The sequence below is a fragment of the Curtobacterium sp. MCPF17_051 genome (genome assembly GCF_003234595.1).
GTDB lineage: Bacteria > Actinomycetota > Actinomycetes > Actinomycetales > Microbacteriaceae > Curtobacterium > Curtobacterium flaccumfaciens.
Map to the genome: position 1 here is coordinate 43529 of NZ_QKSE01000006.1, position 23965 is coordinate 67493.

The 23965-nt window shown below is 70.9% G+C and carries 24 protein-coding genes; 9 read left to right on the plus strand and 15 right to left on the minus strand.

Going from position 1 to position 23965, the window contains the following annotated elements; genetic code table 11:
* Window positions 1-30 precede the first annotated feature (30 nt).
* The 4 genes from DEJ35_RS05955 to DEJ35_RS05970 are packed head-to-tail and all read right to left on the minus strand — an operon-like array spanning window position 31 to window position 4619.
* Window positions 31-549, minus strand: coding sequence for a cupin domain-containing protein (locus DEJ35_RS05955; protein ID WP_250895887.1), 519 nt, complete (start codon window positions 547-549; stop codon window positions 31-33).
* Window positions 546-1931: an amidohydrolase family protein gene (locus DEJ35_RS05960; RefSeq protein ID WP_111192268.1), complete on the minus strand. Its 1386-nt coding sequence runs from the start codon at window positions 1929-1931 to the stop codon at window positions 546-548. The genes DEJ35_RS05955 and DEJ35_RS05960 overlap by 4 nt, the downstream gene beginning before the upstream one ends.
* Window positions 1928-3643 (minus strand): adenosylhomocysteinase, encoded by a 1716-nt coding sequence (locus DEJ35_RS05965; RefSeq protein WP_111192269.1) that lies wholly within the window; start codon window positions 3641-3643, stop codon window positions 1928-1930. Before DEJ35_RS05965 ends, DEJ35_RS05960 begins: the two co-directional genes overlap by 4 nt.
* Window positions 3644-3680: 37 nt before the next feature.
* Window positions 3681-4619 carry a PrsW family intramembrane metalloprotease gene (locus DEJ35_RS05970; protein WP_110862378.1) on the minus strand — a complete coding sequence of 313 codons (939 nt, stop codon included), beginning with the start codon at window positions 4617-4619 and terminating at the stop codon, window positions 3681-3683.
* A 74-nt stretch (window positions 4620-4693) separates the two neighbouring features.
* Between DEJ35_RS05970 and DEJ35_RS05975 the strand changes: the two genes are divergently transcribed.
* From DEJ35_RS05975 to DEJ35_RS06000, 6 genes are all read left to right on the plus strand, one after another.
* Window positions 4694-4963 carry a glutaredoxin family protein gene (locus DEJ35_RS05975; protein ID WP_017888006.1) on the plus strand — a complete coding sequence of 90 codons (270 nt, stop codon included), beginning with the start codon at window positions 4694-4696 and terminating at the stop codon, window positions 4961-4963.
* A gap of 155 nt (window positions 4964-5118) precedes the next feature.
* Window positions 5119-6003: an amidohydrolase gene (locus DEJ35_RS05980; RefSeq protein ID WP_111192270.1), complete on the plus strand. Its 885-nt coding sequence runs from the start codon at window positions 5119-5121 to the stop codon at window positions 6001-6003.
* A 42-nt stretch (window positions 6004-6045) separates the two neighbouring features.
* Window positions 6046-6894, plus strand: coding sequence for a fumarylacetoacetate hydrolase family protein (locus DEJ35_RS05985; RefSeq protein WP_111192271.1), 849 nt, complete (start codon window positions 6046-6048; stop codon window positions 6892-6894).
* Entirely contained in the window at window positions 6894-7679 is a 786-nt protein-coding gene (locus DEJ35_RS05990; protein ID WP_111192272.1) for an SDR family NAD(P)-dependent oxidoreductase, read from the plus strand. The genes DEJ35_RS05985 and DEJ35_RS05990 overlap by 1 nt, the downstream gene beginning before the upstream one ends.
* 100 nt (window positions 7680-7779) lie before the next feature.
* On the plus strand, window positions 7780-8457 hold the full coding sequence (locus DEJ35_RS05995) for a FadR/GntR family transcriptional regulator (protein WP_110862381.1): 678 nt from the start codon (window positions 7780-7782) through the stop codon (window positions 8455-8457).
* Window positions 8458-8553: 96 nt separating this feature from the next.
* On the plus strand, window positions 8554-8829 hold the full coding sequence (locus DEJ35_RS06000; protein WP_027466577.1) for a GlsB/YeaQ/YmgE family stress response membrane protein: 276 nt from the start codon (window positions 8554-8556) through the stop codon (window positions 8827-8829).
* A 90-nt stretch (window positions 8830-8919) separates the two neighbouring features.
* Here the strand turns inward: DEJ35_RS06000 and DEJ35_RS06005 are convergent, their stop codons facing one another.
* The 9 genes from DEJ35_RS06005 to DEJ35_RS06045 form a co-directional block, all read right to left on the minus strand.
* Window positions 8920-9882: an aldo/keto reductase gene (locus tag DEJ35_RS06005; RefSeq protein WP_111192273.1), complete on the minus strand. Its 963-nt coding sequence runs from the start codon at window positions 9880-9882 to the stop codon at window positions 8920-8922.
* A complete protein-coding gene (locus tag DEJ35_RS06010) occupies window positions 9879-10199 on the minus strand; it encodes an L-rhamnose mutarotase (RefSeq protein WP_110862383.1) in 321 nt (106 codons plus the stop codon). The genes DEJ35_RS06005 and DEJ35_RS06010 overlap by 4 nt, the downstream gene beginning before the upstream one ends.
* Window positions 10199-11524, minus strand: a complete 1326-nt coding sequence (locus DEJ35_RS06015) for an alpha-L-fucosidase (RefSeq protein ID WP_111192274.1) — start codon at window positions 11522-11524, stop codon at window positions 10199-10201. Before DEJ35_RS06015 ends, DEJ35_RS06010 begins: the two co-directional genes overlap by 1 nt.
* 50 nt (window positions 11525-11574) lie before the next feature.
* The gene (locus DEJ35_RS06020) at window positions 11575-12465 is read right to left on the minus strand and encodes a carbohydrate ABC transporter permease (RefSeq protein ID WP_110862385.1); all 891 of its coding nucleotides are present in this window, start codon (window positions 12463-12465) and stop codon (window positions 11575-11577) included.
* On the minus strand, window positions 12458-13432 hold the full coding sequence (locus DEJ35_RS06025; protein WP_111192275.1) for a carbohydrate ABC transporter permease: 975 nt from the start codon (window positions 13430-13432) through the stop codon (window positions 12458-12460). The genes DEJ35_RS06020 and DEJ35_RS06025 overlap by 8 nt, the downstream gene beginning before the upstream one ends.
* A 109-nt stretch (window positions 13433-13541) precedes the next feature.
* A complete protein-coding gene (locus DEJ35_RS06030) occupies window positions 13542-14777 on the minus strand; it encodes a sugar ABC transporter substrate-binding protein (protein ID WP_258378439.1) in 1236 nt (411 codons plus the stop codon).
* Window positions 14778-14822: 45 nt separating this feature from the next.
* Window positions 14823-16160, minus strand: coding sequence for an enolase C-terminal domain-like protein (locus DEJ35_RS06035; RefSeq protein WP_111192277.1), 1338 nt, complete (start codon window positions 16158-16160; stop codon window positions 14823-14825).
* Window positions 16161-16400: 240 nt separating this feature from the next.
* Window positions 16401-16994 carry a TetR/AcrR family transcriptional regulator gene (locus DEJ35_RS06040; protein ID WP_111124049.1) on the minus strand — a complete coding sequence of 198 codons (594 nt, stop codon included), beginning with the start codon at window positions 16992-16994 and terminating at the stop codon, window positions 16401-16403.
* Window positions 16995-17058: 64 nt separating this feature from the next.
* Window positions 17059-19119, minus strand: coding sequence for an MDR family MFS transporter (locus DEJ35_RS06045; RefSeq protein WP_111124025.1), 2061 nt, complete (start codon window positions 19117-19119; stop codon window positions 17059-17061).
* A gap of 270 nt (window positions 19120-19389) precedes the next feature.
* Here DEJ35_RS06045 and DEJ35_RS06050 point away from each other — a divergent pair, with 270 nt between their 5' ends.
* Window positions 19390-20106 carry a hypothetical protein gene (locus tag DEJ35_RS06050; RefSeq protein ID WP_146238605.1) on the plus strand — a complete coding sequence of 239 codons (717 nt, stop codon included), beginning with the start codon at window positions 19390-19392 and terminating at the stop codon, window positions 20104-20106.
* Between the two features lie 70 nt (window positions 20107-20176).
* Window positions 20177-20566, plus strand: a complete 390-nt coding sequence (locus tag DEJ35_RS06055) for a hypothetical protein (protein WP_110862391.1) — start codon at window positions 20177-20179, stop codon at window positions 20564-20566.
* 34 nt (window positions 20567-20600) lie between these two features.
* Here the strand turns inward: DEJ35_RS06055 and DEJ35_RS06060 are convergent, their stop codons facing one another.
* Window positions 20601-22058: an SPFH domain-containing protein gene (locus DEJ35_RS06060; protein ID WP_111124023.1), complete on the minus strand. Its 1458-nt coding sequence runs from the start codon at window positions 22056-22058 to the stop codon at window positions 20601-20603.
* A 176-nt stretch (window positions 22059-22234) separates the two neighbouring features.
* Window positions 22235-23062: an ammonia-dependent NAD(+) synthetase gene (gene nadE / locus DEJ35_RS06065; RefSeq protein ID WP_110862399.1), complete on the minus strand. Its 828-nt coding sequence runs from the start codon at window positions 23060-23062 to the stop codon at window positions 22235-22237.
* Between the two features lie 453 nt (window positions 23063-23515).
* Between nadE and DEJ35_RS06070 the strand changes: the two genes are divergently transcribed.
* Entirely contained in the window at window positions 23516-23953 is a 438-nt protein-coding gene (locus DEJ35_RS06070; protein WP_111124022.1) for a MarR family winged helix-turn-helix transcriptional regulator, read from the plus strand.
* Window positions 23954-23965 lie beyond the last annotated feature (12 nt).

Sequence of the window (23965 nt, forward strand, 5' to 3'; positions counted from 1 at the left end):
GGGATACCAACGCGAAACGGTGTCACGGTGCTACTCGGCGGCAGGGTCCCCGTCGTCGGCCATCGTGAAGTCGTCGAACGAGAAGCCCGGCGACACCAGGCAGCTCAGCAGCACCTCGCCGTCGCCCGGGATCGTCCGCTGCCACACGCCGCCGCGCACGAACGCCTGTGCGTCGTTCACCCGGTCGCGTCCGGCGTCCGGGCCGAGGGTAATCGTCGCGCCGGGCTCGGGGACGTCACCGTCGCCCCCAAGTTGCAGGTCGACGGTGTCCGGGCCGTGCCACATCCAGATCTCGTCGCTCGTGACCCGGTGCCAGGCGGAGGCCTCGCCCGGGGGCAGCAGGAAGTGGATCAGGGTGGCGGCGGGACGTTCCCCCGCGGGGGTGGTGACCGTCGCCGGCGAGGTCCAGGTGCGGACGTACCAGCCGCCCTCGGGGTGCGGTTCCATGCCGAGGGCGATCGCGCGCTTCGGCACGTCGAGCCACTCGATCAGCTCACCGGTGACGGTTCGGCGTGCGGCCATGCCGGGGTGGGGTGCGGACTCGGTCATCGTTCCTCCTGGTGCGGTGCGGCGGTGTCCATGTGCGGTGAAGCCGGTTCGGTGACGACGCCCGCCGCCGCGCGGACGACCCCACGGATCACGGTGGCGGCCGCCCGCCCGGCGCCGTCCTCGACGAGCTCGGCGAGCGCGTCCGGCACCGTGCGGGCGTCGACGTCGAAGACCGCCAGGTCGGCGCGCGCCCCGACGGCGAGGTGCCCGATGCGGTCCGGCCCGACGGCGAGCCCCATCGCGTGCGCACCACCGAGGGTCGCCGCTGCGAGCAGCCGCTCGTGCAGGTCGCGGTGCCCGTAGCCCTGGGCGCGGGCGATCCGGTGCAGTGCGGTGACGTCGGCCATCAGGTCGAGGGACGGTGACGACGACAGGGAGTCGGTGCCGATCGCGATCGGGCTGCCCTCGCGCAGGTAGTCGGCGACGGGCGGCGGGTCGAGGCCGATGACGGCGTTGGAGCGGGGGCACAGCGCCACCGCGGTGCCCCGGGCCCGCAGGAGCGCCCGGTCGGCAGCCGTCATGTACACGCCGTGGGCGATGTGGCAGTCCGGCCCGAGCACACCGAGCCGATCGACGAACGCGGTCGCGCTCGCACCGAAGCCCAGGGCTCGCAGCGCCCGGAACGACGGCACGTTCGCCAGGTGCCAGTCGTTCCCGTGGCCGACGCCGTCGACCCCGTCGAGTCCGGGGACCGGACCGAGGGCGATGCGCTCCCCCTCGAACGCCGCCTCGCCGAGGTGCAGGTGCAGCCGCAGGCCGCGCTGCCGCACGATGTCGGGGAGTTCGAGCAGTGGAGCGACCTCGAGGGAGTACGGCGCGTGCGGCGACAGGCCCGCACCGGGTGTCGTGGGGATCCGGTCGAGTTCGTCGAGCACCTGGTCGCGACCGTGCGACTGCCAGGCGTCGTTCTCCCAGTCCATCACCTCCCAGTACGCGATGCCGCCGAGCCCGGCGTCCTGCAGCGCGGTCGAGGCCTCGATGTCGGTGACGATGTCCGCGATGCTCGTGACGCCGGCCAGGATCGACGACCGCGCACCGTCCGCGGCTTCGGCCCGCCAGTCGTGCGGTTCGGCGTAGTCGACGTTGAACGCTGCGGCCCAGTCCTCGAACCCGATGTACTGGCGCTGGCCGACACTGGCCATGCCGGTGTACTGGAGGTGCGAGTGCGCGTTCACGAGTCCGGGCAGGAGCGCGCCACGCCACTGCCGCTCGGTGAAGGTCGCGCCGGACCCGGAGAGCTGGTCGATGACCCACGACCGGTCGCCGACGTGCAGGATGCGGCCGTCCTGCACGGCCACCGCGCCGTCGGCGATCGGCGGCGCGGTCATCGGGACGACGACGCGCGCCGAGTGCACGGTGACCGGGTGCGGACGGGCGCTCATGCCGGGTCTCCGAAACGGTGGGTCCGGACGTCCGGCTCGCGGTCCGCCGGGTGCTCAGCGGGGAGGCCGGGAGGCACGGGTCGGCTCCCGAAGGCGGCGAGCGCCGCGCGGGCGGTCACGTCGTCGACCGCGGGGTCGATCGGCACGACGGCACGCTCCAGCTCGTCGCCGCGTTCCAGGAGCATCCGGACGGCGCCGAGCTGCACGGCGAACGACAGGTCCATGATCTCGACCGGGTTGCCCTCGGCCGCGGTGATGTTGATGCAGCCGCCGTCGTCGAGCACGATCGGTCCGCCGTCGGCCCCGGGGAACACGAACCGCTCGGCCTTCGGCCCCACGCTCTGACGCTGCGCCCCGGCGGTGAGGGCGCCGTCGATGGCGATCTCCTGGTCGACCCCTCCGGCGACGGCCAGGACCACGCCGTCCGCGCAGGCGCGGAGCACGTCGAGGTCGATGGTGTCCGGCACCCCGGTGGCGCTCATCACGAGGTCGGCGTCGCGCACCGCCTCGGCGAGCGGGGCCACGGCGTACCCGGCGAACCGCGCCTGCAGGGCGCGGACCGGATCGGTCTCGGCGACCGTCACCCGGAACCCGAGGGCGGTGAGCACCAGGGCGACCCCCTCACCGACGTGTCCGAAACCGGCGACGACCCCCGTGCCTCCCGTAACGACGCGGTGTGTGCCGGGCGCGAGTCCGTCGACCAGGTCGAGCACCGCGAAGACCGTCGACTGCCCGGTGCCGTAGCGGTTGTCGAAGAACGTCTTGGTGCGGGCGTCGTTCACCGCGACCACCGGGATGCCGAGTTCGCCGCGTGCTGCCAGTACACGCAGGGGACGGAGGCCGCTCGTGGTCTCCTCGGCGGCTCCGAGCATCGTCGGAAGCAGGTCGGGGCGTTCCTGGTGGGCGAGCCGGATGACGTGCGAGCCGTCGTCGAGCAGGATGTGCGGCGCGGTGTCGAGCATCGCGAGGGCCAGCTGCTTCTGCTCGGCCGGCGTCGCCGTGCTGCTGGCGAACACCGTCAGGCCGGCGGACCGCAGCGCTTCGGCGACGGCGTCGTCGGTCTCGTCGGCGTGGGCGTAGACGACGACCTCGGCACCAGCGTCACGGAGCAGCAGGCTGAGCACGGCCGTCTTGGGCTCGAGGAACATCGCGACGCCGATGCGTGTGCCGCGCAGGAGCCCACCGTCGCGGAGTTCCGCGGCGACCGAGCGGGCGACCGGCATCGACCGTCGTGCCCAGCGCAGGCGGGCGTGGGCCGCGGGGTCGTCCTCAGGGTCGCGGCCGGTGGACACCAGGAAGACGTCGTCGGACAGCATCGGGACGGCGAGCACGCCGGGGCGGGCGGGTGCGACGGGGCCGAAGGCGTCCTCGTCGACGGCGGGCAGGTACCGGCCGGCGTCGATGACGACCAGGGTGGTGCCGCGCGGGCGGTCGGCGGCTTCTTCGACGGCGAGGGTCGATTCGTCGGGCATGCCGAGGCACCAGAGCTGGTCGACGAGGTCGGACGGCTGCCGCTGGTTCGACTGCTGCTGCGGCTCGGCTTCGCGCGCGCCGAGTGCGGTCAGCAGGTGCCGGAGTGCGTTGGCGTCACGGGGGTCGCCGCCGACGATGCGGAACCGGCGTGCGGCGACGATCAGGTTGGTCGCTGCGGCGAAGCGCCGGACGGCCGCCGAGGCCCAGGCCAGCGTCTCGGCGTCGGGTGCTGGCGGCATGTGCCAATCGTAGGGCGACCGGCGGCGGCGATCGGGCTCAGCGCAGGTGGCCGGGTCCTGGCGTCGTGTCCCAGCCGTCGGGTGTCGGCTCGGCCGGGGTTCGCCCGCGGTGGTGGCGGAGCACACCGACGAGCACGGCCACCCCGATCAGGCTCACGATCGCGAGCCCGATCACGTAGACGGTCGTCACGATCCCGCCGACCGCCGCGGGGACCATGCCGTACTGCGCGGCCGAGAACGGGACCCCGGACACGACGAACGCGATCAACGTGGCAATGGTGCCGTTCGCGTCCCACAGCCCGTGCAGCACCGAGACCACCACGTACGCGACGATCGGCGGCCACGACCAGTGGAAGCGGGCACGCCCGGTGGCCGCACCGAAGAGCACCGCACCGAGGATCGCGGTCCAGAGCACGTGCCCGACCGGCGCCAGCACCGCGCGGACCACCTCGGTCTGCAGGAGCGACGCCAGGTCGATCCCCCGGGCCGTGATCGCCGCGTTGAAGGCGTAGCCGGCGGACTCGAACGCGGCGAACCCGGCCCCGATCGTCGCGCCGAGCAGCGCACCCTGCCTCGCCGTCTTCGGGCGGACGCGCCACCCCACGACGACGAGCAGGACGCCCTTCACGAACTCCTCGACGAACCCGACGACCAGGTACAGCCCGGCTCCCTGCTCCAGGTCGGCCTCGAGCAGCGACGCCCCGAGCACCCCGAGGATCCCGCCCACGAAGAACGCCGTGACGAGCTGCATGGTGCTGACCGTGCCGGTGACCCGTTCGATCACGAACAGCACGACGGTGAACGGCACGAGGAAGCTGCCGAGCAGGATGATCGTCGGCACGAGGTTCGTGTTCTGCGTCGACACCGTGACGATGATCGTGACGACCCACAGCACGAAGCCGACGAGCAGGGTCTTCCACCACCAGCCGTGGCGGTGGTGGGGGTGTGCGACGGGCGTGTCCCAGGGCAGGCTCATGGGCACATCGTGCTCCGGGCAGGGCGAGGGGCGTCACGGGAATGCCCGGCGGTGCTCCGACGTACTCTCTGCACATGAGCGATGCGACGACTGCCCCCGACCGCGTGACCATGTTCGGCGCCGACTGGTGCCGCGACTGCCGTCGGTCCAAGGCGCTGCTCGACACCCTCGGCGTGGACTACGAGTACGTCGACGTGGAGCAGGACCTGTCCGCCGCCGACCGTGCCGAGGCGATCAGCGGCCGGAAGAACATCCCCGTCGTGGTGCTGCCCAACGGCAAGCACTTCGTCGAGCCGTCCGACGCCGAGCTGCGGGCCGAACTCGAGGCCTCGGGCGTCGTCTGATCGGCGCTCGCCGCTGCGACTCCACGCGCTCAGCGACACCTCACGCGCCGCGGCGTCCGTGAGGTGTCGTTGAGCGCGAAAGGTCGCCGCATCGGCGGCACCGGCGGCACCGGCCGCACCGGGCGGACATCGGATGAATCGGGCATCATGATCGCGTGATCATCGACGCTCACCACCACCTCTGGGATCCCGCCGACCGGTCGTACCCCTGGATGGACGACTCGGTCGCTCCGATCCGCCGCCTGTTCGACGTGGACGACCTGATCGCCGCCGCCCGGGGCACCGACGTCACCCGGACGATCGTCGTGCAGGCCGTGCACGACCCCGGCGAGACCGCGTGGCTCCTCGAGCAGCCCGAGCCGGTCGCCGGCGTCGTCGGCTGGGTGGACCTGACCGCCCCCGACGTCGCCGACCGGATCGCCGCCGTCGTCGCGCGACCCGGTGGCGACCGGCTGGTCGGCAACCGCCTGGTCGGCATCCGGCACCAGGCGCAGGACGAACCGGACCCGGACTGGCTCGCCCGGCCCGAGGTCGTCCGCGGGGTCCGCGCCGTGGCCGCCGCCGGCCTGGTGTTCGACGTGCTCGTCCGCGCGCGGGAGCACCGCGCAGCCCTCACGCTGCTCGACGCCGTGCCCGAGGGCTCGTTCGTCCTCGACCACGCCGGCAAACCCGACATCGCGGGCGGGGACCCCGGGTGGCCGGGCCGGATCGACGACTTCGCCGCGCGTCCGAACGTGGCCTGCAAGGTGTCCGGACTGTTCACCGAGGCCGGCCCGGAGTGGCGACGGCAGCCCGTCGACCGGTACGCCCGGCAGGTGATCGAGTGCTTCGGCCCGGAGCGGTCGCTGTTCGGGTCCGACTGGCCGGTCTCGACGCTTGCCACGACGTACGACGACGTCGTGTTGCGGACCACCGAAGCGCTGGGCGACCTGTCCCCGGACGAACGGCAGGCGGTCCTCGGCGGGACGGCGGAGCGCACCTACCTGCACGGCAGGACCCTCAGCACCCGGAACCTTGTCGGAGCCCCGGACCAGACATAGGATGTCTCTGGTTGCGCCGGTGCAGCCGGAGAGCGAGGAACGATGCAGTTCGCACGACTCGGCCCCGCGGGCGGCGAGATCCCCGTCGCGGTCGACTCCGACGGCGAGGTCCTCGACCTCCGCCCGATCACGACCGACATCAGCGGGGCGTTCCTGGCGTCCGACCCGGTCACCCGCGTCCGGCACGCGCGGAGCGCCGGCGACGTCCGAGCGCTCCCCGACGCCGAGGGCCTCCGCCGCGGCGCACCCGTGGCACGCCCCGGCAAGGTCGTCTGCATCGGCCTGAACTACCGCGACCACGCCGCCGAGACCGGTGCCGAGATCCCGACCGAGCCGATCGTGTTCATGAAGGACCCGATGACGGTGATCGGCCCGGACGACGAGGTCCTGATCCCCCGCGGCAGCGAGAAGACCGACTGGGAGATCGAGCTCGCCGTCGTCATCGGGCGGACCGCCCGCTACTGCGACTCCGACGAGGCCGCGAGCGCCTGCATCGCCGGGTACGCCATCGCGAACGACGTCTCCGAACGGGCCTTCCAGCTCGAGCGGGGCGGGCAGTGGGACAAGGGGAAGTCCTGCGAGACGTTCAACCCCCTCGGCCCGTGGCTGGTCACCCCCGACCAGGTCGACCCGGCGGCGCTCGCGCTCCGGCTCACCGTCAACGGAGTGGTCCGCCAGGACGGCACCACGGCCGACATGATCTTCCGACCCGTCGAGATCGTCCGGTACCTGTCGCAGTTCATGGTGCTGTACCCGGGCGACGTCATCAGCACCGGCACCCCGGCCGGGGTCGCCCTCGCCGGGCACGCGCCGTACCTGCGGCCCGGCGACGTGGTCGAGCTCACCGCCGACGGGCTGGGTTCGCAGCGCCAGACGGTGGGAGCAGCCTGATGGCCGACACGACCGCCCAGACCAGCACGACCGGAAGGCTCGGCAGCCACGCGGGTCTCCGCGCGATCGTCACCGGCGGCGCCTCCGGCATCGGCGCGGCCATCGCGGTCGCACTGCAGGAACGCGGCGCAGCGGTCGCGGTGCTCGACCTGCAACCGTCCACCGCCGAGGGGCTCGTCTCCGTCACCTGCGACGTGTCGTCCGACGAGTCCGTCCGTGCAGCCGTCGCCTCGGCGGTCGACCAGCTCGGGGGTCTCGACCTGCTCGTGAACAACGCCGGCATCGGCGCCCAGGGGACGGTGGAGGACAACACCGACGACGAATGGCGACGCGTGTACGAGGTCAACGTGCTCGGCGCCGTGCGCCTGTCCCGCGCCGCACTCCCCCACCTCCGAGCGTCGGACAGCGCGAGCATCGTCAACACGTGCTCCGTCGCGGCCACCGCCGGGCTGCCCCAGCGGGCGCTCTACTCCGCCACGAAGGGGGCGATCTCCGCACTCACCCGTGCGATGGCCGCCGACCACGTCCGCGAGGGCATCCGGGTCAACGCCGTCAACCCCGGTACCGCGGACACCCCGTGGGTTGCACGACTCCTGTCATCCGCGGACGACCCGGCCGCCGAACGCGCCGCGCTCGAGGCACGTCAGCCGCACGGACGCCTGGTGCAGGCGGCGGAGGTCGCCGAGGCGGTCGCCTACCTGACGAGCCCGCTCGCCCGGTCGACGACGGGCGTCGAGCTGGCGGTCGACGGCGGGATGCAGGCGCTCCGGCTGCGGCCGGCCTGATGGTCGCCCCGCGGCTCCGCCGCACCGGCCTGGAGGCCCGTCCCGGGTATCGTCGGGACGTCCCGTCGCGCACGCGGCCGGGTCCACAGGAGGTGGTGACGTGGCGTCGTTGACCGATGATGCGATCGCACGCATCCAGCAGATGATCGTGAGCGGCGAGCTCCAACCCGGCCAGCGTCTCCCGCCCGAGAAGGAACTGAGCGAGTCGCTCGGACTGTCCCGCAACAGTCTCCGCGAAGCGGTGAAGGCGCTCGAGCTCATCCGGGTGCTCGACGTCCGACGCGGCGACGGCACCTACGTGACGTCGCTTGAACCGGGCGTCCTGCTCGAGGCGGTGTCGTTCGTCGTCGACATGCACCACGACCGGTCGCTCGTCGACCTGCTCGAGGTGCGCCGCATCCTGGAACCGGCGTCCGCCGTCCTGGCGACGGCCCGCGCCACGGAGCAGCAGATCGACGAGCTCGCGACCCTGATGCAGTCCGTCGGCGAGGACACCGGCGTCGAGGACCTCGTCGCCCACGACCTGCTGTTCCACTCGACCATCGCGGGCATCGGTGGCAACCAGTACCTGTCCGGGCTGCTCGACGCGCTGTCGAGCAAGACGGTGCGGGTGCGGGTGTGGCGCGGACTGACGCAGAACGGGTCGGTGCAGCGGACGCTCGACGAGCACGCGGCCATCGTCGACGCCATCCGGCGCCGGGATCCGCAGCTCGTGCAGGCCCTCGTCGTGTCGCACGTGGAAGGTGTCGAGCGCTGGTTGCGACGCTCACTCGACTGAACCCGACAGTCCTCCCAGGAACCTCGGAGTTGTGTCAGTCCTCGGCCCTGACTCCGGCAACCATGCCGCGGCAACCGCACCCACGAGGAGGACACCGTGCTCGGTCTCATCATCAGCTTGATCATCATCGGACTCATCGCCGGCGCTCTCGCCCGGCTCATCATCCCCGGCAAGCAGAACATCGGCATCCTCATGACGATCGTCCTGGGCATCGTCGGTTCGTTCGTCGGCGGGTTCCTCGGGTTCCTGATCTTCCAGCACGACCCGATGGACGGCTTCTTCCAGCCGGCCGGCATCATCGGCTCGATCATCGGCGCCATCATCGTGCTGTTCATCTACACGCGGGTCGCCGGCCGCGGTTCGCGTCGCTAGGCACCACGCTGCCGGTCCGACCGGCGCACCACCGAAGGCACCCCGAACCACGCAACCGCGTGGTTCTGGGTGCCTTTCCTCGTGCGCGGGTCAGACCGCCAGCAGCCCGCCCGCGCGCAGGTCGTCCCACAGCGCCTCCGGCACGTGGGCGGCGGACCGGGCGACGTTCGAGCGCACCTGGTCGGCGGACTGCGCTCCGAGGGCGATCGCCGCGACCGCCGGGGCCCGGCGTGGGAACGCCAGCGCAGCCTCGGGCAACGTGACCGCGTGGCGCTCGCACACGTCGGCGATGGCGTTCGCCCGGTCGATGAGCGCCGTCGGCGCCTCGGCGTAGTCGTAGGTCGACCCCACCGCGGGTCGCTCCTGCCCGAGCAACCCCGAGTTGTAGACACCGACCGCCACCACGGCGACGCCGAGCGCAGCGCACCGCGCCACCAACGCCGCCCCGGGCTGCTCGAGCAGGGTGTACCGACCGGCGAGCATGACGACGTCGCAGAGCCCGGTGTCGACGGCCGCCGACAACGCCTCGACCGAGTTCGACCCGACCCCGACCGCCCGCACCACGCCCTCGTCGCGCAGCTCGGCGAGCGTCGGGAGCGCCTGGGTCAGGCCGTCGGTGAGCGAGTAGACGTCCGGGTCGTGCAGGTAGGCGACGTCGACGTGGTCGAGCCCGAGCCGTCCGAGCGACTCGTCGAGCGACCGCCGCACGCCCGACGGCGACGGATCCCACTGCCGCACGGTGTCGTCCGGCACCGCGAAGCCGCCGGAGGCCAGGTCGTCGCCGTCGCCGCGGCCCGGCACGAGCAGCCGTCCGACCTTGGTCGACACGAGGAAGTCCTGCCGGGGGCGTCCGGCGAGCGCCACCCCGAGTCGTCGTTCGGACAGGCCGAGGCCGTAGTGCGGCGCGGTGTCGAACCCGCGCACCCCGGCGTCCCAGGCAGCGTCGACCGTAGCGCGGGCGTCGTCGTCGGACACCGGGCGGAGCAGGTTGCCGATCCCGGCGCCGCCCAGCCAGAACGGTCCACGGTCGAGCTCCTGGGCTGGTTGCGTCATGCCTGTCCTTCCAGGGTCCAGACGAGCGGGATCCCGTCGTCGTCGCCCGAGTAGTCGTCGTCCGCCTCGAGCAGGGGGTTGATGACCGCCTGCCAGGCCGCGTTCACCGGGTCGTCCGCCAGTGCGCGGCGCATCGCACGGTAGTCCTCGACCTCGATCAGGTGCACCAGGTCCTGTCCGTCGCGCCAGATGCTCCAGTTCGACACCCCGGCGGACCGCAGCCGGTCGGCCAGTGCGGGCGGGATCGCCGCGTGCGCCTGCTCGTAGTCGGACTCCCGTCCGGGCCGCAGCCGGGTGCGCGAGAGGATCCGCTGCATCAGTCGCGCAGGAACAGCTCGACGACCGGCACGGCGACGTCGGGTCGCACGATCGGCAGCGTCAGGGTGAGCGTGCCTGCGGGCTGGCCGCCGAGACCGGTGTTCTGCGCCCGGGTGCCCGGTGGGATCTCGCGGAAGTGGATCTCCGACGCGTCGTTGAGCAGCTGCGCGTACGCCACCTTGCCGGCGAGGTCCGGCAGGTGCACGTGCTCGAACGGCCACGCGAACAGGTGCAGGTACAGGCGGTTGCCGTTCTGCGTGTAGACGGTGTTCCGCGGGGCGACGAACCGCGAGGGCCCGGCGCCGTACACCGAGCGGGCGTGCTGTCGCATCCACGTCCCGATGCCGTCGAGCGTCTGCCGCGAGACCCCGTCGAACTCGCCGCGACCGGTCGGTCCGATGTTGAGCAGCATGTTCCCGTTGTTCGAGACGCCGTCGACGAGCATGCGGACGAGCAGGTCGACCGGCTTCAGGTTCGTGTTGTCACGGTCGTAGCCCCACGAACCGTTCAGCGTCTGGCAGGCCTCCCACGGCACCGGGCCGCCGTCGACCTCCATCGGCTTGTCGGGCTGGTACTGCTCCGGGGTGACCAGGTCGCCGGGGATGTCGAGCCGGTCGTTCACGATGATGCCGGGCTGCAGGCGCTTCGTCAGCGCCATGAGCTCCTCGGATCCCCACTCGTCCCGGCCCTTGCCGCCCCAGATGTCCTCGTGGTCGTTGTCCCGGTACGAGAAGTCGTAGAACAGGTAGTCGATCTGCCCGTAGTCCGTCAGGAGTTCCTCGATCTGCCCGTGCAGGTACTCCCGGTACCGGGTCATGTCGCGCCCCTCGTTCAGCGCCGTGATCGCCTGCTCGCCGTCGTCCCGCCGCGGGTGCACGCCGTCGACGGTGAAGTCCGGGTGGTGCCAGTCGATCAGCGAGTGGTAGAAACCGACGCGCAGCCCCTCGGCACGGACGGCGTCGACGAACTCCCGGACGATGTCCCGGCCGAAGGGGGTGTTCGTGGACTTGTAGTCGGTGAGCGCGGTGTCCCACAGGCAGAAGCCCTCGTGGTGCTTCGTCGTGAGGACGACGTACTTCATCCCCGCCTGTCGTGCCCGACGCGCCCAGTCCGCTGCGTCGAACAGGTCCGGGTCGAAGTGGTCGAAGTACTTCTGGTAGTCCTCGTCGGTGATCCGTTCGCGGTTCTTCACCCACTCGTGCCGTGCCGGCAGGGCGTACAGCCCCCAGTGGATGAACATGCCGAACCGGTCGTGGGAGAACCACGCGGGGAACCCCGCGGCGTCGGTCGCGGTCTGCGGCTCTGCAGGTGCGGTGATGGTCATGTGGCCAGTGTTCCTTTCAGGGGAGGACGAGGGGAGACGCCACGGCAGCGCTACCGGCCGCCGAGGCCGCTGGTGACGATGCCCTTGACGAGGTGCTTCTGGAGCAGGATCAGCAGGATCACGGTGGGCAGCATCGAGATCACCGACGCCGCCATCACGAGATTCCACTCGGAGCCCTGCTGCCCGAAGAACTGCTGCAGGCCGAGCGGGATGGTGCCGCGGGCCTCGACGTCGTTGACGATGACGAGCGGCCAGAGGAACGAGTTCCAGTACGCGATGAACGAGAACACGGCGAGGACCGCCATCGTGGGTCGGGCGAGCGGGAGCATCACCGAGAAGAACGTCCGGATCGCTCCGGCACCGTCCACCCGTGCAGCGTCGTCGAGCTCCTGCGGCACGGTGAGGAAGAACTGCCGCACCAGGAACGCGCCGAGGGCCGTGAACGCCCACGGGATGATGAGCGCCTGGAAGGTGTCGACCCACCCGAAGCCCTGCATCATCACGTACATCGGGATCACGAGCACGTCCTGCGGGATCATCAGCGTCGCGAGGAACAGGATGAACACCGTGTTCCGGCCGCGCCACCGCAGTCGCGAGAACGCGTAGCCGGACAGCACCGCGACGGCGACGTTGATCGCCGTGCCCGCCGCGGCGACGAAGACGCCGTTCAGGATGAACCGGGCGAACGGCAGGTACGTGAACGCCTGCGCGTAGTTGCCCCACTCGATGGACGAGCCCCACAGCGTCGGCGGTGTGGTGAACACGTCGGCCGACGGCTTCAGGCTCGTCGCCACCATGTAGATGAGCGGCGAGACGAACAGCAGGGCCACCAGGCACAGCAGCACGTAGCCCACAGCGTGGCGCACCCGGCCGGACTGCCGGTGCGTGCGGGGCAGCGCCCGCGGGTTGATCGTCCGGTTGGACGAGGTCAGCTCAGTCATAGTGCACCCACCGCTTTTGTCCGAGGAACTGGATGGCCGTGATGCCGAGGATGATGACGAACAGCACCCACGCCCCGGCCGACGCGAGCCCGAGCTGCTGGGTCTGGAACCCGGTGTTGTAGATGTACTGCACCAGGGTCTCGGTGGCGGTGCCCGGGCCGCCCTTCGTCAGGACGAACGGCTGGACGAACACCTGGAACGAGGTGATCAGGGTCATCATCGTGGCGAAGAAGATCGACGGCGAGATGAGCGGGAACTTGATCCGCCAGAACATCTGCCACGCGTTCGCCCCGTCGAGCGCTGCGGCCTCGATCTGGTTCTCCGGCACCGAGTCGAGCGCTGCCGAGAAGATCAGCATGTTGTAGCCGAACCCCTGCCAGACACTCATCGCGACGACGGCGAGCATGGCCCAGTTGTCGTCGGCCAGGAAGTTCGGCGCGTTCACGCCGACGGTCGACTGCAGCGTCGCGTCGATGGCACCGCCCGGCTGGTACAGCATCCGCCAGACGACGACGTTCGCGACGATCGGCGTGATGGTCGGGATGAAGAACAGCACGCGGAAGACGTGCCGGTGGCGGATCTTCGGCGTGAGCCAGGCCGCGAGCCCCAGGGACACGACCAGGTTGAGCGGCACGTAGAGCACGACGAACAGCACCGTGTTCAGCGTCACCGTGCGGAAGATCGGGTCAGAGAACAACTGCGCGTAGTTCGACAGGCCTGCCCACGAGCGTTCGCCGAGCATCGGCCAGTTCATGAAGCTCACGACGAGCGACGCGAGGATCGGGAACGCCGTGAACACGACGAGGCCGATCGAGTGCGGAGCGGCGAAGGCGGCGCCCCACCAGGAGCGGCGGCCGAGCTCGGCGTCGGTGCCGCTGTCCTTCCGGCGCGGGGCCGCGCCGGTCGCGACCGCGACCGCGGGGGCGGGCAGCGCCGCCTCGGCGGGTGGGTCCTGGATGGTGGTCATGCGACGACCTCCTCGTCGTTCGCGCGGTCCTGGTCAGGGGATGGGACGGACCGGGAGGCGCGGGGCGGGGGTCGACCCGCGCCTTCCGTCCGTCAGGGGGTGACGCTCGTCACTGCGAGCCGAGCTGGCTCGCGATGGACGACATCGTCTCCTTGCCGGAGGTCTGTCCGTTCACCGCCTGCAGGGCGTACTGCGCGAAGAGCTGGTTGAGCTGGTCGCTCTGCTTGTTGCCGGGCAACGGGGTGGCGTTCTCGAGTCCGGTCTTCAGGGCGTCCTCGACCCCGTCGATGCCGGCGTTGTCGTACCAGGCCTGCTGCGCCGCGGTGCGTGCCGGGAACGCGCGCCCCTGCTCGGCGAGCGAGGTGAGCGTGGCTTCGTTCGTCATCGTGGTGATGGCCTTGAACGCCTGCTCGGGGTACTTGCACTGCTTCGAGATGCCGAACCCCGACCCGGCGGCGAAGGAGCTGGGTCCGTCCGTGCCCGAGGGGATGGTCGTGATGCCGAGGTCGAACTTCACCTTGGCCTTCTGGCTGATGATCGACCAGGGGCCGTCGCTGTACATCGCGACGTCACCGGACACGAACGCGTTGTCGTCGGTGGAGCCGTCGGTGCTCGCCTGTGTGGCGTAGCCGTCCTCGACCAGACCGCCGATCCAGTCGAGCCCCTCGGCGAACTCCGCGTTCGAGGCGTCGAGCGTGCCGTCGTCCTCGATGACCCGACCGCCGTTGTAGCCGAGGATCATCGACTCGAGGGGGATGTCCTCGACGCTCGTGCCCCAGATCGGCGTGCCCGCGGCCTTGAGCTGCTTCGCGGCGTCCTCGAACTCGTCGACCGTCCAGCCCGGCTTCGGCTCGTCGACGCCCGCCTTCTCGAAGATGTCCTTGTTGTAGAACATGACCATGGGGCCGGTGTCGTACGGCAGTCCGTAGAGCTTGCCGTCGACCCGCATGCCGTCGAGCCCCGTCTGGTCGTACTCGCTCAGGTCGAGGTCGGCCTTCTTCGCCATGTCGTCGATCGGCACGAGAACGTCCGTGTAGTTCGCGGCGCGGAGCGACTGGATGCTCACGATGCAGGGTGCGGTGCCGGTGGACAGCTGGGTGCGGAGCTTGGTCCAGTAGTCGTTGAAGGGTGAGCCCTGGATCGAGACGTCCACGTCGTCGTCGGTCTTGACCGTGTCGGCGACCTTCTGCCACGCGGCCTTGTCCTCCTTCCCGGCGATCCACATGGCCCAGGTGAGGGAGTCCTCGGACTGGCCGTCGCTGGCGCTGCTGCCAGCGGAACAGCCGGTGAGCACGAGCACGGCAGCTGCTGCTGCCGCCAGCCCGGCGGTGCGTCGTCGTTGCATCGGTGTCTCCACTTCGTCGTGGTGATGGGGTGTGCGGTGGGGTGTTCAGGCGACCCGGACGGCGTCCGGGACCCGATCGGGATCGGACTCGGCCCAGACCGGGCCGTCCGGGAACGCGTGGGTGGTCAGGGTGTCGGCGCGCATCTCGGTGCCGGCACCGGGCGCGGTCGGCGGCCAGTAGCGGCCGTCGTGGACGTCGACCGGGGTCACGAAGTGCTCGTGCAGGTGGTCGACGAACTCGATGCACCGGGTGTCGAGGTCGCCGGTCAGGGCGACCGCGTCGAACATCGACAGGTGCTGCACCGCCTCGCACAGGCCGACCCCGCCGGCGTGCGGGCAGACACGGACGCCGTGCTTGGCGGCGAGGAGCAGGATCGCCAGGTTCTCGTTCACCCCGGCGACCCGGGTGGCGTCGATCTGCAGCACCGACATCGAACCGGCCTGGATCAACTGCTTCGCGATCACCCGGTTCGCCATGTGCTCCCCCGTCGCGACCGGGATCGGGGCGATGCGCCGGGCGATCTCGGCGTGGGCGAGGATGTCGTCCGGGCTGGTCGGTTCCTCGACCCACGCGACGTCGAAGGGGCGGAGTCGTTCGATCCACGCCACGGCCTCGTCGACGTCCCAGCGCTGGTTCGCGTCGATCGAGATCCGGATGTCCGGGCCCACGGTGGCGCGGGCGATGCCCATCCGGCGGACGTCCTCGCCCACGTCGCCGCCGACCTTGAGCTTGATCTGGGTGAACCCGTCGTCGACCGCTTCCCGGCACAGCCGCGCGAGCTTCTCGTCGTCGTAGCCGAGCCAACCCGGGGTCGTCGTGTAGGCGCGGTAGCCCTCGCGCTCGAGGCGGGCCCGGCGTTCGGCACGCATCGGACGGGCGGCGCGGAACAGTTCGAGCGCCTCGGCCGGGGTGATCGCATCGGTCAGGTACCGGAAGTCCACCAGGTCGACGAGCTCCTCGGGGCTCAGGTCGGCGAGCAGTGCCCAGAGCGGCTGCCCCGCACGCTTCGCCCGGAGGTCCCACAGGGCGTTGACGACGGCGCCGATCGCCATGTGCATGACGCCCTTCTCCGGGCCGAGCCACCGCAGCTGCGAGTCGTGCACCATCGCGCGCCAGGTGCCGCCCATGTCGGCGAGGACGGCCTCGGCATCGGCACCGACGACGTGTCCACGAAGCGCCGCTATCGCCGATTCCTGCACCTCGTTGCCGCGGCCGATGGTGAAGACGAAGCCGGTGCCGACCAGGCCGTCGAGCGCGTCGGTGGTGATCTCGACGTAGGCGGCGGAGTAGTCGGGTGCGGGGTTCATGGCGTCGGACCCGTCGTGCTCGCGCGAGGTCGGGAACCGGATGTCGTGCACGTGCAGACCGGTGATGCGGCTCATCTGTGTCTCCTGCCGTCCGGTCTCCGTCGACCGAATGGTGCAATCAAAACATCCGATGTCTTGCGCGTCAAGAGGCTTGTTCTTGCTGTTCTGGCGAAAGTCATCGCGCAACCGTCCGATGACTGACGGCGCGACGGTGTGAACGCGACCACGGCCTGGAGGCGCGGTGCGAGTCGGACCCGCACCGCGCCTCCAGGCCGTGGTCGCCCCGCGCCGGGGACGACGCGATGGTCACGCTGGTCAGGCGGCGGCGAGCCGCCCCATCTCCCCGACGACCGCGCGCAGCCGCGCAGCCAGTTCGTCGCGGGAGCCGTCCGCCGATCGGTGGGCGGACTCGATCACGGCCGCCATCACGAGGGTGGTCGCGGTCCGCCCGGTGTCCTCGCCGACCCGCTCGGCGGCGACCGCCAGCACGGTCTGGCGCGCGTGGGCCATCCACTGCAGCATCGCCGGGACCATCTCGGGGCGTGCTCGGACGAGCTCCTTCATGCGCTGGCGGTCCGCCGGCAGGGAGACCGTCTGCGCGACGAGGTCACAGAGGTCGGCCACGAGCGGGCCCTCGGAACCGAGGAACACCGCACGCGCCTCGTCCGGCACCGTCGTCACCGGCAACCCGAGGGCGGCGTCGGCCTTCGACGGGAAGTAGTTGAAGAACGTCCGCGGGGAGACCCCGGCGTCCGCGCAGATCTGCTCGACGGTCACCCCGGCGAGCCCGTGGTTGGTGACGAGGGCGAGCGCCGACCGGTGGATGGCGGACCGGGTCTGCTGCTTCTTGCGCTCCCGCAGGCCGCAGTCGGTCGGGGCGGTGGCCTCGGTGGTGGTCGGCTGGTGCACGTGCTGCTCCTGGTTCGCGCGGTGCCGGGCCTCCGCGTCCTGCGACGAAGAGGCCCGGCGTGACTCAGACCTGCGACCGACCACCCTGGACGGGGATCGAACCGGTGACCGGGGCGGTGGGCGAGCCCATCGTGTCCGCAGCCCGCACGGCCTGCGCCTCGAGGTCGTCGGCGGTGCCGGCGTCGTCCGCCTGCTCCTGCAGGGCCGAGCTCTTGCGGAGCGGCGGCGCCTTGAAGAAGAAGCTCAGGACGAACGCGAGCAGGATCACCGCGAAGCCGACCCAGTAGACGGTCACGGCCGAGGCGTTGAACCCGGACATGAACGGCCGGGTCAGGGCAGCGTCCGCACCGTTGAGGTACGACGTGTCGCTCGTCTCGGCGTTCGAGTCGCTCGAGTCGTTCGCGCCCTTGTCGATCTGCTTCGACAGTTCCGGGGCGAGCTGGTCCACCCAGTAGGTGCGCTGCGCCGAGTCCGACCAGTCGACCACGAGCCGGCCGTCCTGCACGCTGGCGTGCGCCTTTTCGGCGGCGGCGGTGAGCGCCTGCTGCTGCACGGCGTCGGGAGCCCCGGCGGTGGCCTGGGTCACCTGGTCGGTGGCGGTGTCGAGGCCGGACTGCACCTGCTGCTGGAGCGGGGTGACGATCGGGTCCCAGATCTGGTCCATGACGCCCTGGTTCGCCTTCGCGCTGGCGACCTCCGGGTCGAGCGCCGCACTGAGGGCGGGCTCGAGGTTCGACTCGTCCGCCGTGGCGTGCAGGATGTTCGTCGGCATGAGCGAGAACAGGACGGACAGCAGGACGGCGGTGCCGAGCGTGCCACCGATCTGGCGGAAGAACGTGGCGGACGACGTCGCCACACCCATGTCACGCGGCTGCACCGAGTTCTGGGAGGCCAGGGTGATGCTCTGCATGAGCTGGCCGAGCCCGAGGCCGATCAGGAACATGCCGATCATCAGGAACCACAGCGGCTTGTCGATCGTCATGAACGTCAGGACGACGTAGCCGAGCGACACCAGGGCCGTGCCGATGACCGGGAAGATCCGGTATCTGCCGGTGCGGGCCACGATCTGCCCCGAAGCGATCGAGGCGATCATCAGCCCACCGATCATCGGCAGCGTCGCGAAGCCGGACTCGGTCGGCGTCAGGCCGGTGACGATCTGCAGGTAGAGCGGGATGGTGAGCATCGCACCGAACATCGCGAAGCCGACCAGGAAGCCCAGGATGGTCGCCATCGAGAACGTGCTCGAACGGAAGAGCTTGAGCGGGATGATCGCGTCGTCCTGCATGCGGGTCTCGATCACCAGGAAGGCGACGAGGCCGAGCGCGCCGATGACGTAGCAGGCGATCGCGCTGGCCGAACCCCAGCCCCACGTGCGGCCCTGCTCCGCGACGAGGAGCAGCGGCGCGAGCGTGACGATGACCGAGGTCGCGCCCCACCAGTCGATGCGTGGCTTGGCCTTGGCCTCGCCGAACTTCGGCAGGTGCAGGAACGCGATCACCATGAGGAGCGCGGCGACGCCGATCGGCACGTTGATCAGGAACACCCAGCGCCAACCGGTGATGCCGACGATCGAGCTCGCGCCGGCGAACAGGCCACCGATGAGCGGACCGATCACGGACGAGATGCCGAAGACCGCCAGGAAGTAGCCCTGGTACTTCGCCCGCTCACGGGGCGCGAGGATGTCACCCATGATCGCGAGCGGGAGCGACATCAGCGCACCGGCGCCGATGCCCTGGAACGCGCGGAAGGCGGCGAGCATGGTCATCGACGTCGACAGGGTCGAGAGCAGCGACCCGAGGATGAAGACCGCGATGCCGAAGATGTAGAGCGGGCGACGGCCGAAGACGTCGGAGAGCTTGCCGTAGATCGGGGTCGTGATGGTCGACGCGATCAGGTAGGCAGTCGTGACCCAGGCCTGCTGGTCGAGGCCGTGCAGGTCGTCACCGATCGTGCGGATCGCCGTGCCGACGATGGTCTGGTCGAGCGACGACAGGAACATGCCCGCCATCAGGCCGTAGATGACGAGCAGGATCTGGCGGTGCGACATGATCGGCTTGCCCGGCGTGCTCGCCGGGGAGTCCTGTCGTCCGCGCGACACCTCGACGGGTGCGGTGGCAGTGGACATGCGGGGTTCCTCACAGGGGATGTGGCGTGGTGGTCGTCGGCCTGGTCGGCACCCCGATCGAGGGTCGACCTTGCAGGCTCTGCAACTTTACACCGTCAGCACCTTTGCTGCGAGCGCAAAGTTGCCGAGCGTGCACGTTCGTGTACGGGTTCTCAGGTACCGTCGGCGCATGGGGCGAACCACCTGGACCGATGTACCGACGACGCTGCGGGAGCAGGTGGAGGGGGTACTGGGCGGTCCGGTCCTGACCGCCGAGTCCCAGGCGGGCGGGTGGTCTCCCGGCAGCGCCGACCGGGTGACCACCGCGGCGGGGCAACGAGCCTTCGTGACGACTGGGTCGCGCTCGTGCTCGACGACGTCGCCGGGCAGCACCCGGGCAGGCACCTCGACGGATCGGACACGACGGCCGTGCTCGACGCACTCCACACACTGCCGCTCGCGACCGACGGGCTGGCGGCGCTCCCCCGTATCGCCGAGGACCTGCGCGGTGAGTTCGGCGCCTGGGACCGGATGCTGGCTGACGACTCGAACGCCGTCCGCGTCGCCGAGGTCATCCCGCCGCACATCCTCGGAGCCGGCCCCGCGATCGCCCGCGCGGCTTCGGGGGCAGCTGCACTCGTCGACGGCGAACACCTCGTGCACGCCGACTGCCGAGCGGACAACCTGCTCGTCGACGACGCCGGGCTCGTCTGGGTGGTGGACTGGCCCTGGGCGAGCGTGGGCGCGCACTGGCTCGACCCCCTGACCTACCTGCTCGACACGCTCGTCCGCGGCGAAGACGACGACGTCGAACACCACCTCGCCACGCACCCCGTCTTCGCCGGGGTGCCCGCCGCGACGATCGACGCTGTGCTGGCCGGGCTCGCCGGGCTGTTCTTCGAGCACGCCCTGCCCCCGGCACCGCCGAACATGCCCACCATCCGCGACTTCCAACGGCGCGAGGGTGTCGCCGCCGCCGAGTGGCTGCTCCGCCGCTGGGCCGCCTGACGGCCCGCCCGCGCGCCGGGGGACGCATCTGTCCAGGGAGCGCAGCGCACCGGAGCGTACGGTCCACCGCATGACTGATGAGCACCGCACCCCGCGTCCCGAAGACGACGCCGCGCGCCTCGGTCTCGTCGTCGTCGGAGAGGCAGCAGCCCTGCAGTCCGGCGACGAGGCGGCACTGGACGCGAGCGAGCAGAACATCCGCGAAACGATCGACGAACTGGTCGACGAACCACTGACCCCGCGGCAGGAGGAGGTCGTCGAGCGACTCGCGTCGGCCGGCGGCACGCTGACCGCCGGGCTCAGCGGCGCCCTCGCCGCCCAGAGCGGTCGCAGCGTCGACGACGTGCTCTCGGGCGCGGCCCGCAGTGTCGTCTGGCAGCAGCGGCTCGCGGACGAGCGTGAGGACGCCGGCGCACAGCAGCGCGACCCGCAGAACGAGAACGGGCGCGACGAGGGCTGATCCCCCGTCGCGCCCGCTGCAGGCACCCGCTCGGTTACTCGGCCGGCTCGACCTGGGGCACCGGCTGCTCGCGCACGACGGCGCGGGCAGCGGCCTGCCCTGTCGTGGTGCTCTTCACGATGTCGCTCAGCGTGAACCCGGCGGTGGCACCGAGCAACGCATCGACCTCGCTGAACTGACTGACGACACTCTTCGACAGCGCACCGGCGCCGTCGGAGGACACCACGGTGAGCGTGTCGATGTTGCTCATTGGTGCGGCGAGCTCGCGGGCGATGCTCGGCAGCGTCTCGATCGCCTTGACCCGGAGGACGGCCTCGGAGTGCTGCGCGAGCGCGTCGGCCTGCGCCTTGGTCGCGTCGGCCTCGGCCTGACCCTTCGCACGGATCGCGTCGGCGGCAGCTTCACCCTCGGCGCGTGAGGCGTCGGCGGCGAGCTTGCGGGCGTCCGCCTCGGCCTTCGCCTCGGCCGCGACGGCCTCTGCGGAGATCCGGCGGGCCTCGGCCTGGGCGCGTGCGGTCTCGACCTGGGCTCCAGCAGCGGCTTCGGCTTCGACGCGCGTCTTGCGCGCCTGGGCCTCGGCGACGGCGGAGACCTCGGAATCGAGCTCGGCACGGCGCAGCTCGGCACGCTTCTGCGCGGTGATCTGCTCCTGCTCGACGACGCCCTGCGCCGCACGGGCCTGGGCGAGCGGCCCGGCGGCAGCGGCTTCGGCGGAAGCGCGGTCGGCGTCGAGCTGCAGCGCCGCACGACGGATAGCCAGGGTGTTCTCGGCCTCGGCGATCGCCTGGTCGGCGGTCGCGCGGGCTTCTCGCGCTTCACGGTCGGCCTGGGCTTCGGCGTTCTCGGCCTCGAGTCGCACGCGTGCACGCTCGGCACGGCCCAGGTCGCTGATGTACTCGTTGCGGTCCGAGATGCCCTTGATCTCGAACGAGTCGACGTCGAGCCCCTGACTGTGCAGGGCGTCCTTCGCGACGTCGAGCACGGCGACGGTGAGCTGGTCGCGCTTGCGGATGATGGTCGACACGTCGGTCGCACCGATCGAGGCGCGGAGCGAACCGGACAGGACCTCGCGCGCGAAGTCGTCGATCTTCTTCTCCTGCCCGAGGAACCGCTGCGCGGCCGCCCGGATCGAGGCGTCGGTCTCGCCGACCTTGACGAGCGCGACGGCCTCGACGTCGATGGTGACACCGCGGGAGTCCTGCGCGTTGACGTTGATGTCGATCGCACGCGAGCTGAGCGACAGCTTCGCGACCTTCTCGAAGAAGGGGCGGACGAGCACGCCGGCGCCGAGCACGACCTTGATGCCGGACTCGACGGTCTCGGTGCCGTCGGCGTTCTTGACCTTGCGGGAGCGCTTGCCGGTGATGATGAGCGCTTCGTCGGCACCGGCGTTGCGGTACACGACCTTCGCGTAGATCAGCGCGATCACGGCGAGGACGATGATCCCCACGATGATCAGCGGGACGGCTCCGAGCGCGAACAGGACTTCCATGACTCCCCCTCCGGACCAGGCGGCAGCCTGGATTCCGCATCTGTTGTTCCGTTGGCTCCCATCCTAGGAGCGCACGCGGACAGCCGGAGCGCGCTGTGGAGAGATGGGGACAACAGACCGGAGGCTCGGTGCAGGATCACCTGCACCGCACCTCCGGACCGGGGTTGCGTCAGCGACTACGCGCCCGCACGCCACCACTCGTCGAAGGGCGTCGCCGGCACCTGACGCTTGTGCTCCGTCGCGCGGTAGCGCGACTCGATGGCCTCGGCGACCTCGACCGGCACGTCGTGTCCCTGCAGGTAGGCGTCGATCTCGGCGTAGGTGAGCCCGAGGTTCGCCTCGTCGGTCTGCCCGGGCAGCTCGTCGAGCAGGTCGGCGGTGGGTGCCTTCTCGTACAGGCGGGCCGGTGCGCCGAGGTGCTCGAGCAGCTGCCGCCCCTGGCTCTTCGACAGCCCGGTGAGCGGGGTGAGATCGACGCCGCCGTCGCCGTACTTGGTGAAGAAGCCCGTGACGGCCTCGGCCGCGTGGTCCGTGCCGACCACCAGCAGGCCGCGCTGCCCGGCGACCGCGTACTGGGCGACCATGCGCATGCGCGCCTTGACGTTGCCCTTCACGAAGTCGCTCAGCTCGACACCCGAGGCCGCGGTGTCCTCCATGACCCCGTCGACCCCGTGCTCGATGTTCACGGTGATGCCCGGGTCGGCCGCGATGAACTGCAGGGCGAGCTGGGCGTCGTCCTCGTCGGCCTGCACCCGGTAGGGCATGCGGACGGTCGTGAACTCCGCCGGGTGACCCTCGGCGCGGAGCGACTCGACCGCGAGCTGGGTCAGGCGGCCGGCCAGGGTGGAGTCCTGCCCGCCGCTGATGGCGAGGAGGTACCCCTTCGCCCCGGTCGTCAGCAGGTAGTCGCGCAGGAACCCGACACGACGGGCGACCTCCTGCTCCGGGTCGATGGTCGGCTGGACGTTGAGGTCCGCTGCGATGGCGGCTTGGAGTTCACGCACCACCCCAGTATCACGCCGATCCGGCTCCGTGGACCGGCAGGTTCCCGAAGACGCCGATCGGATCGACCGCGAGGTCCCGGGGCGGCGGTGACCCGATCACCACCGCCCCGGGGATCCGCGACGACCCGAACGTGTCGCGGACCCGGTGAGGCGGACGCCGGTACCCGCCGACGCCCGTCCTGGTCAGGCACGACGAACTCGTCGCGCCGGGATCGCGGTGGGTCGTCCGTGGTGTGGCACGGTGCCTCCTCCTCCGACGGGGTCCGCCGCTGATCCGCCCCCGGTGGTGAGCCGAGGGATGTGTGGGCCCGCCGAACGGGCCGAAGGCGGCTGGTAAGGCCGCTTCCTGTGCAAGTTACCAGGACCCGCGCGGCACTCGATGCCCCCGTTGTGGGGTCACTGCTCGGACCGGATCCGTTGACAGTTCGATGGCTAACAGTTAGAGTCCTGATCATGCAGGCACCGGACTTCACGACACCGCTCCAACTCATGCGGTGGATCGGATGGGCACAGCGCAAGGGCGCCGAGGAGTGGGTCCGCGAGCGCGACCTCACCCACGAGCAGTCGTTCGTGCTCGGGTACCTGCAGGAACACCCCGGCGCCATCCAACGGGACATCGCCGAGGTCACCCGCACCAGCGCGGCCAGCGTCTCGAGTCTCCTGCAGGGGCTCGAGCGGCGTGGCCTGATCGAACGACGACCGGACGCCACGAACGGGCGGACGAAGACGGTGCACGCCACCCAGGCGGGCATCGACCTCATCGCCGGGTTCACCGACGCGATGGTCGCCCTCGACGACTCCCTGCTCGCACCGCTCGACGCGGACGAGCGTGCCACCCTGCGGCGACTGCTGCAGAAGGTGACCGCGGAACTCGCGCCGCCCACCCGCTAGCCGCACCACCCG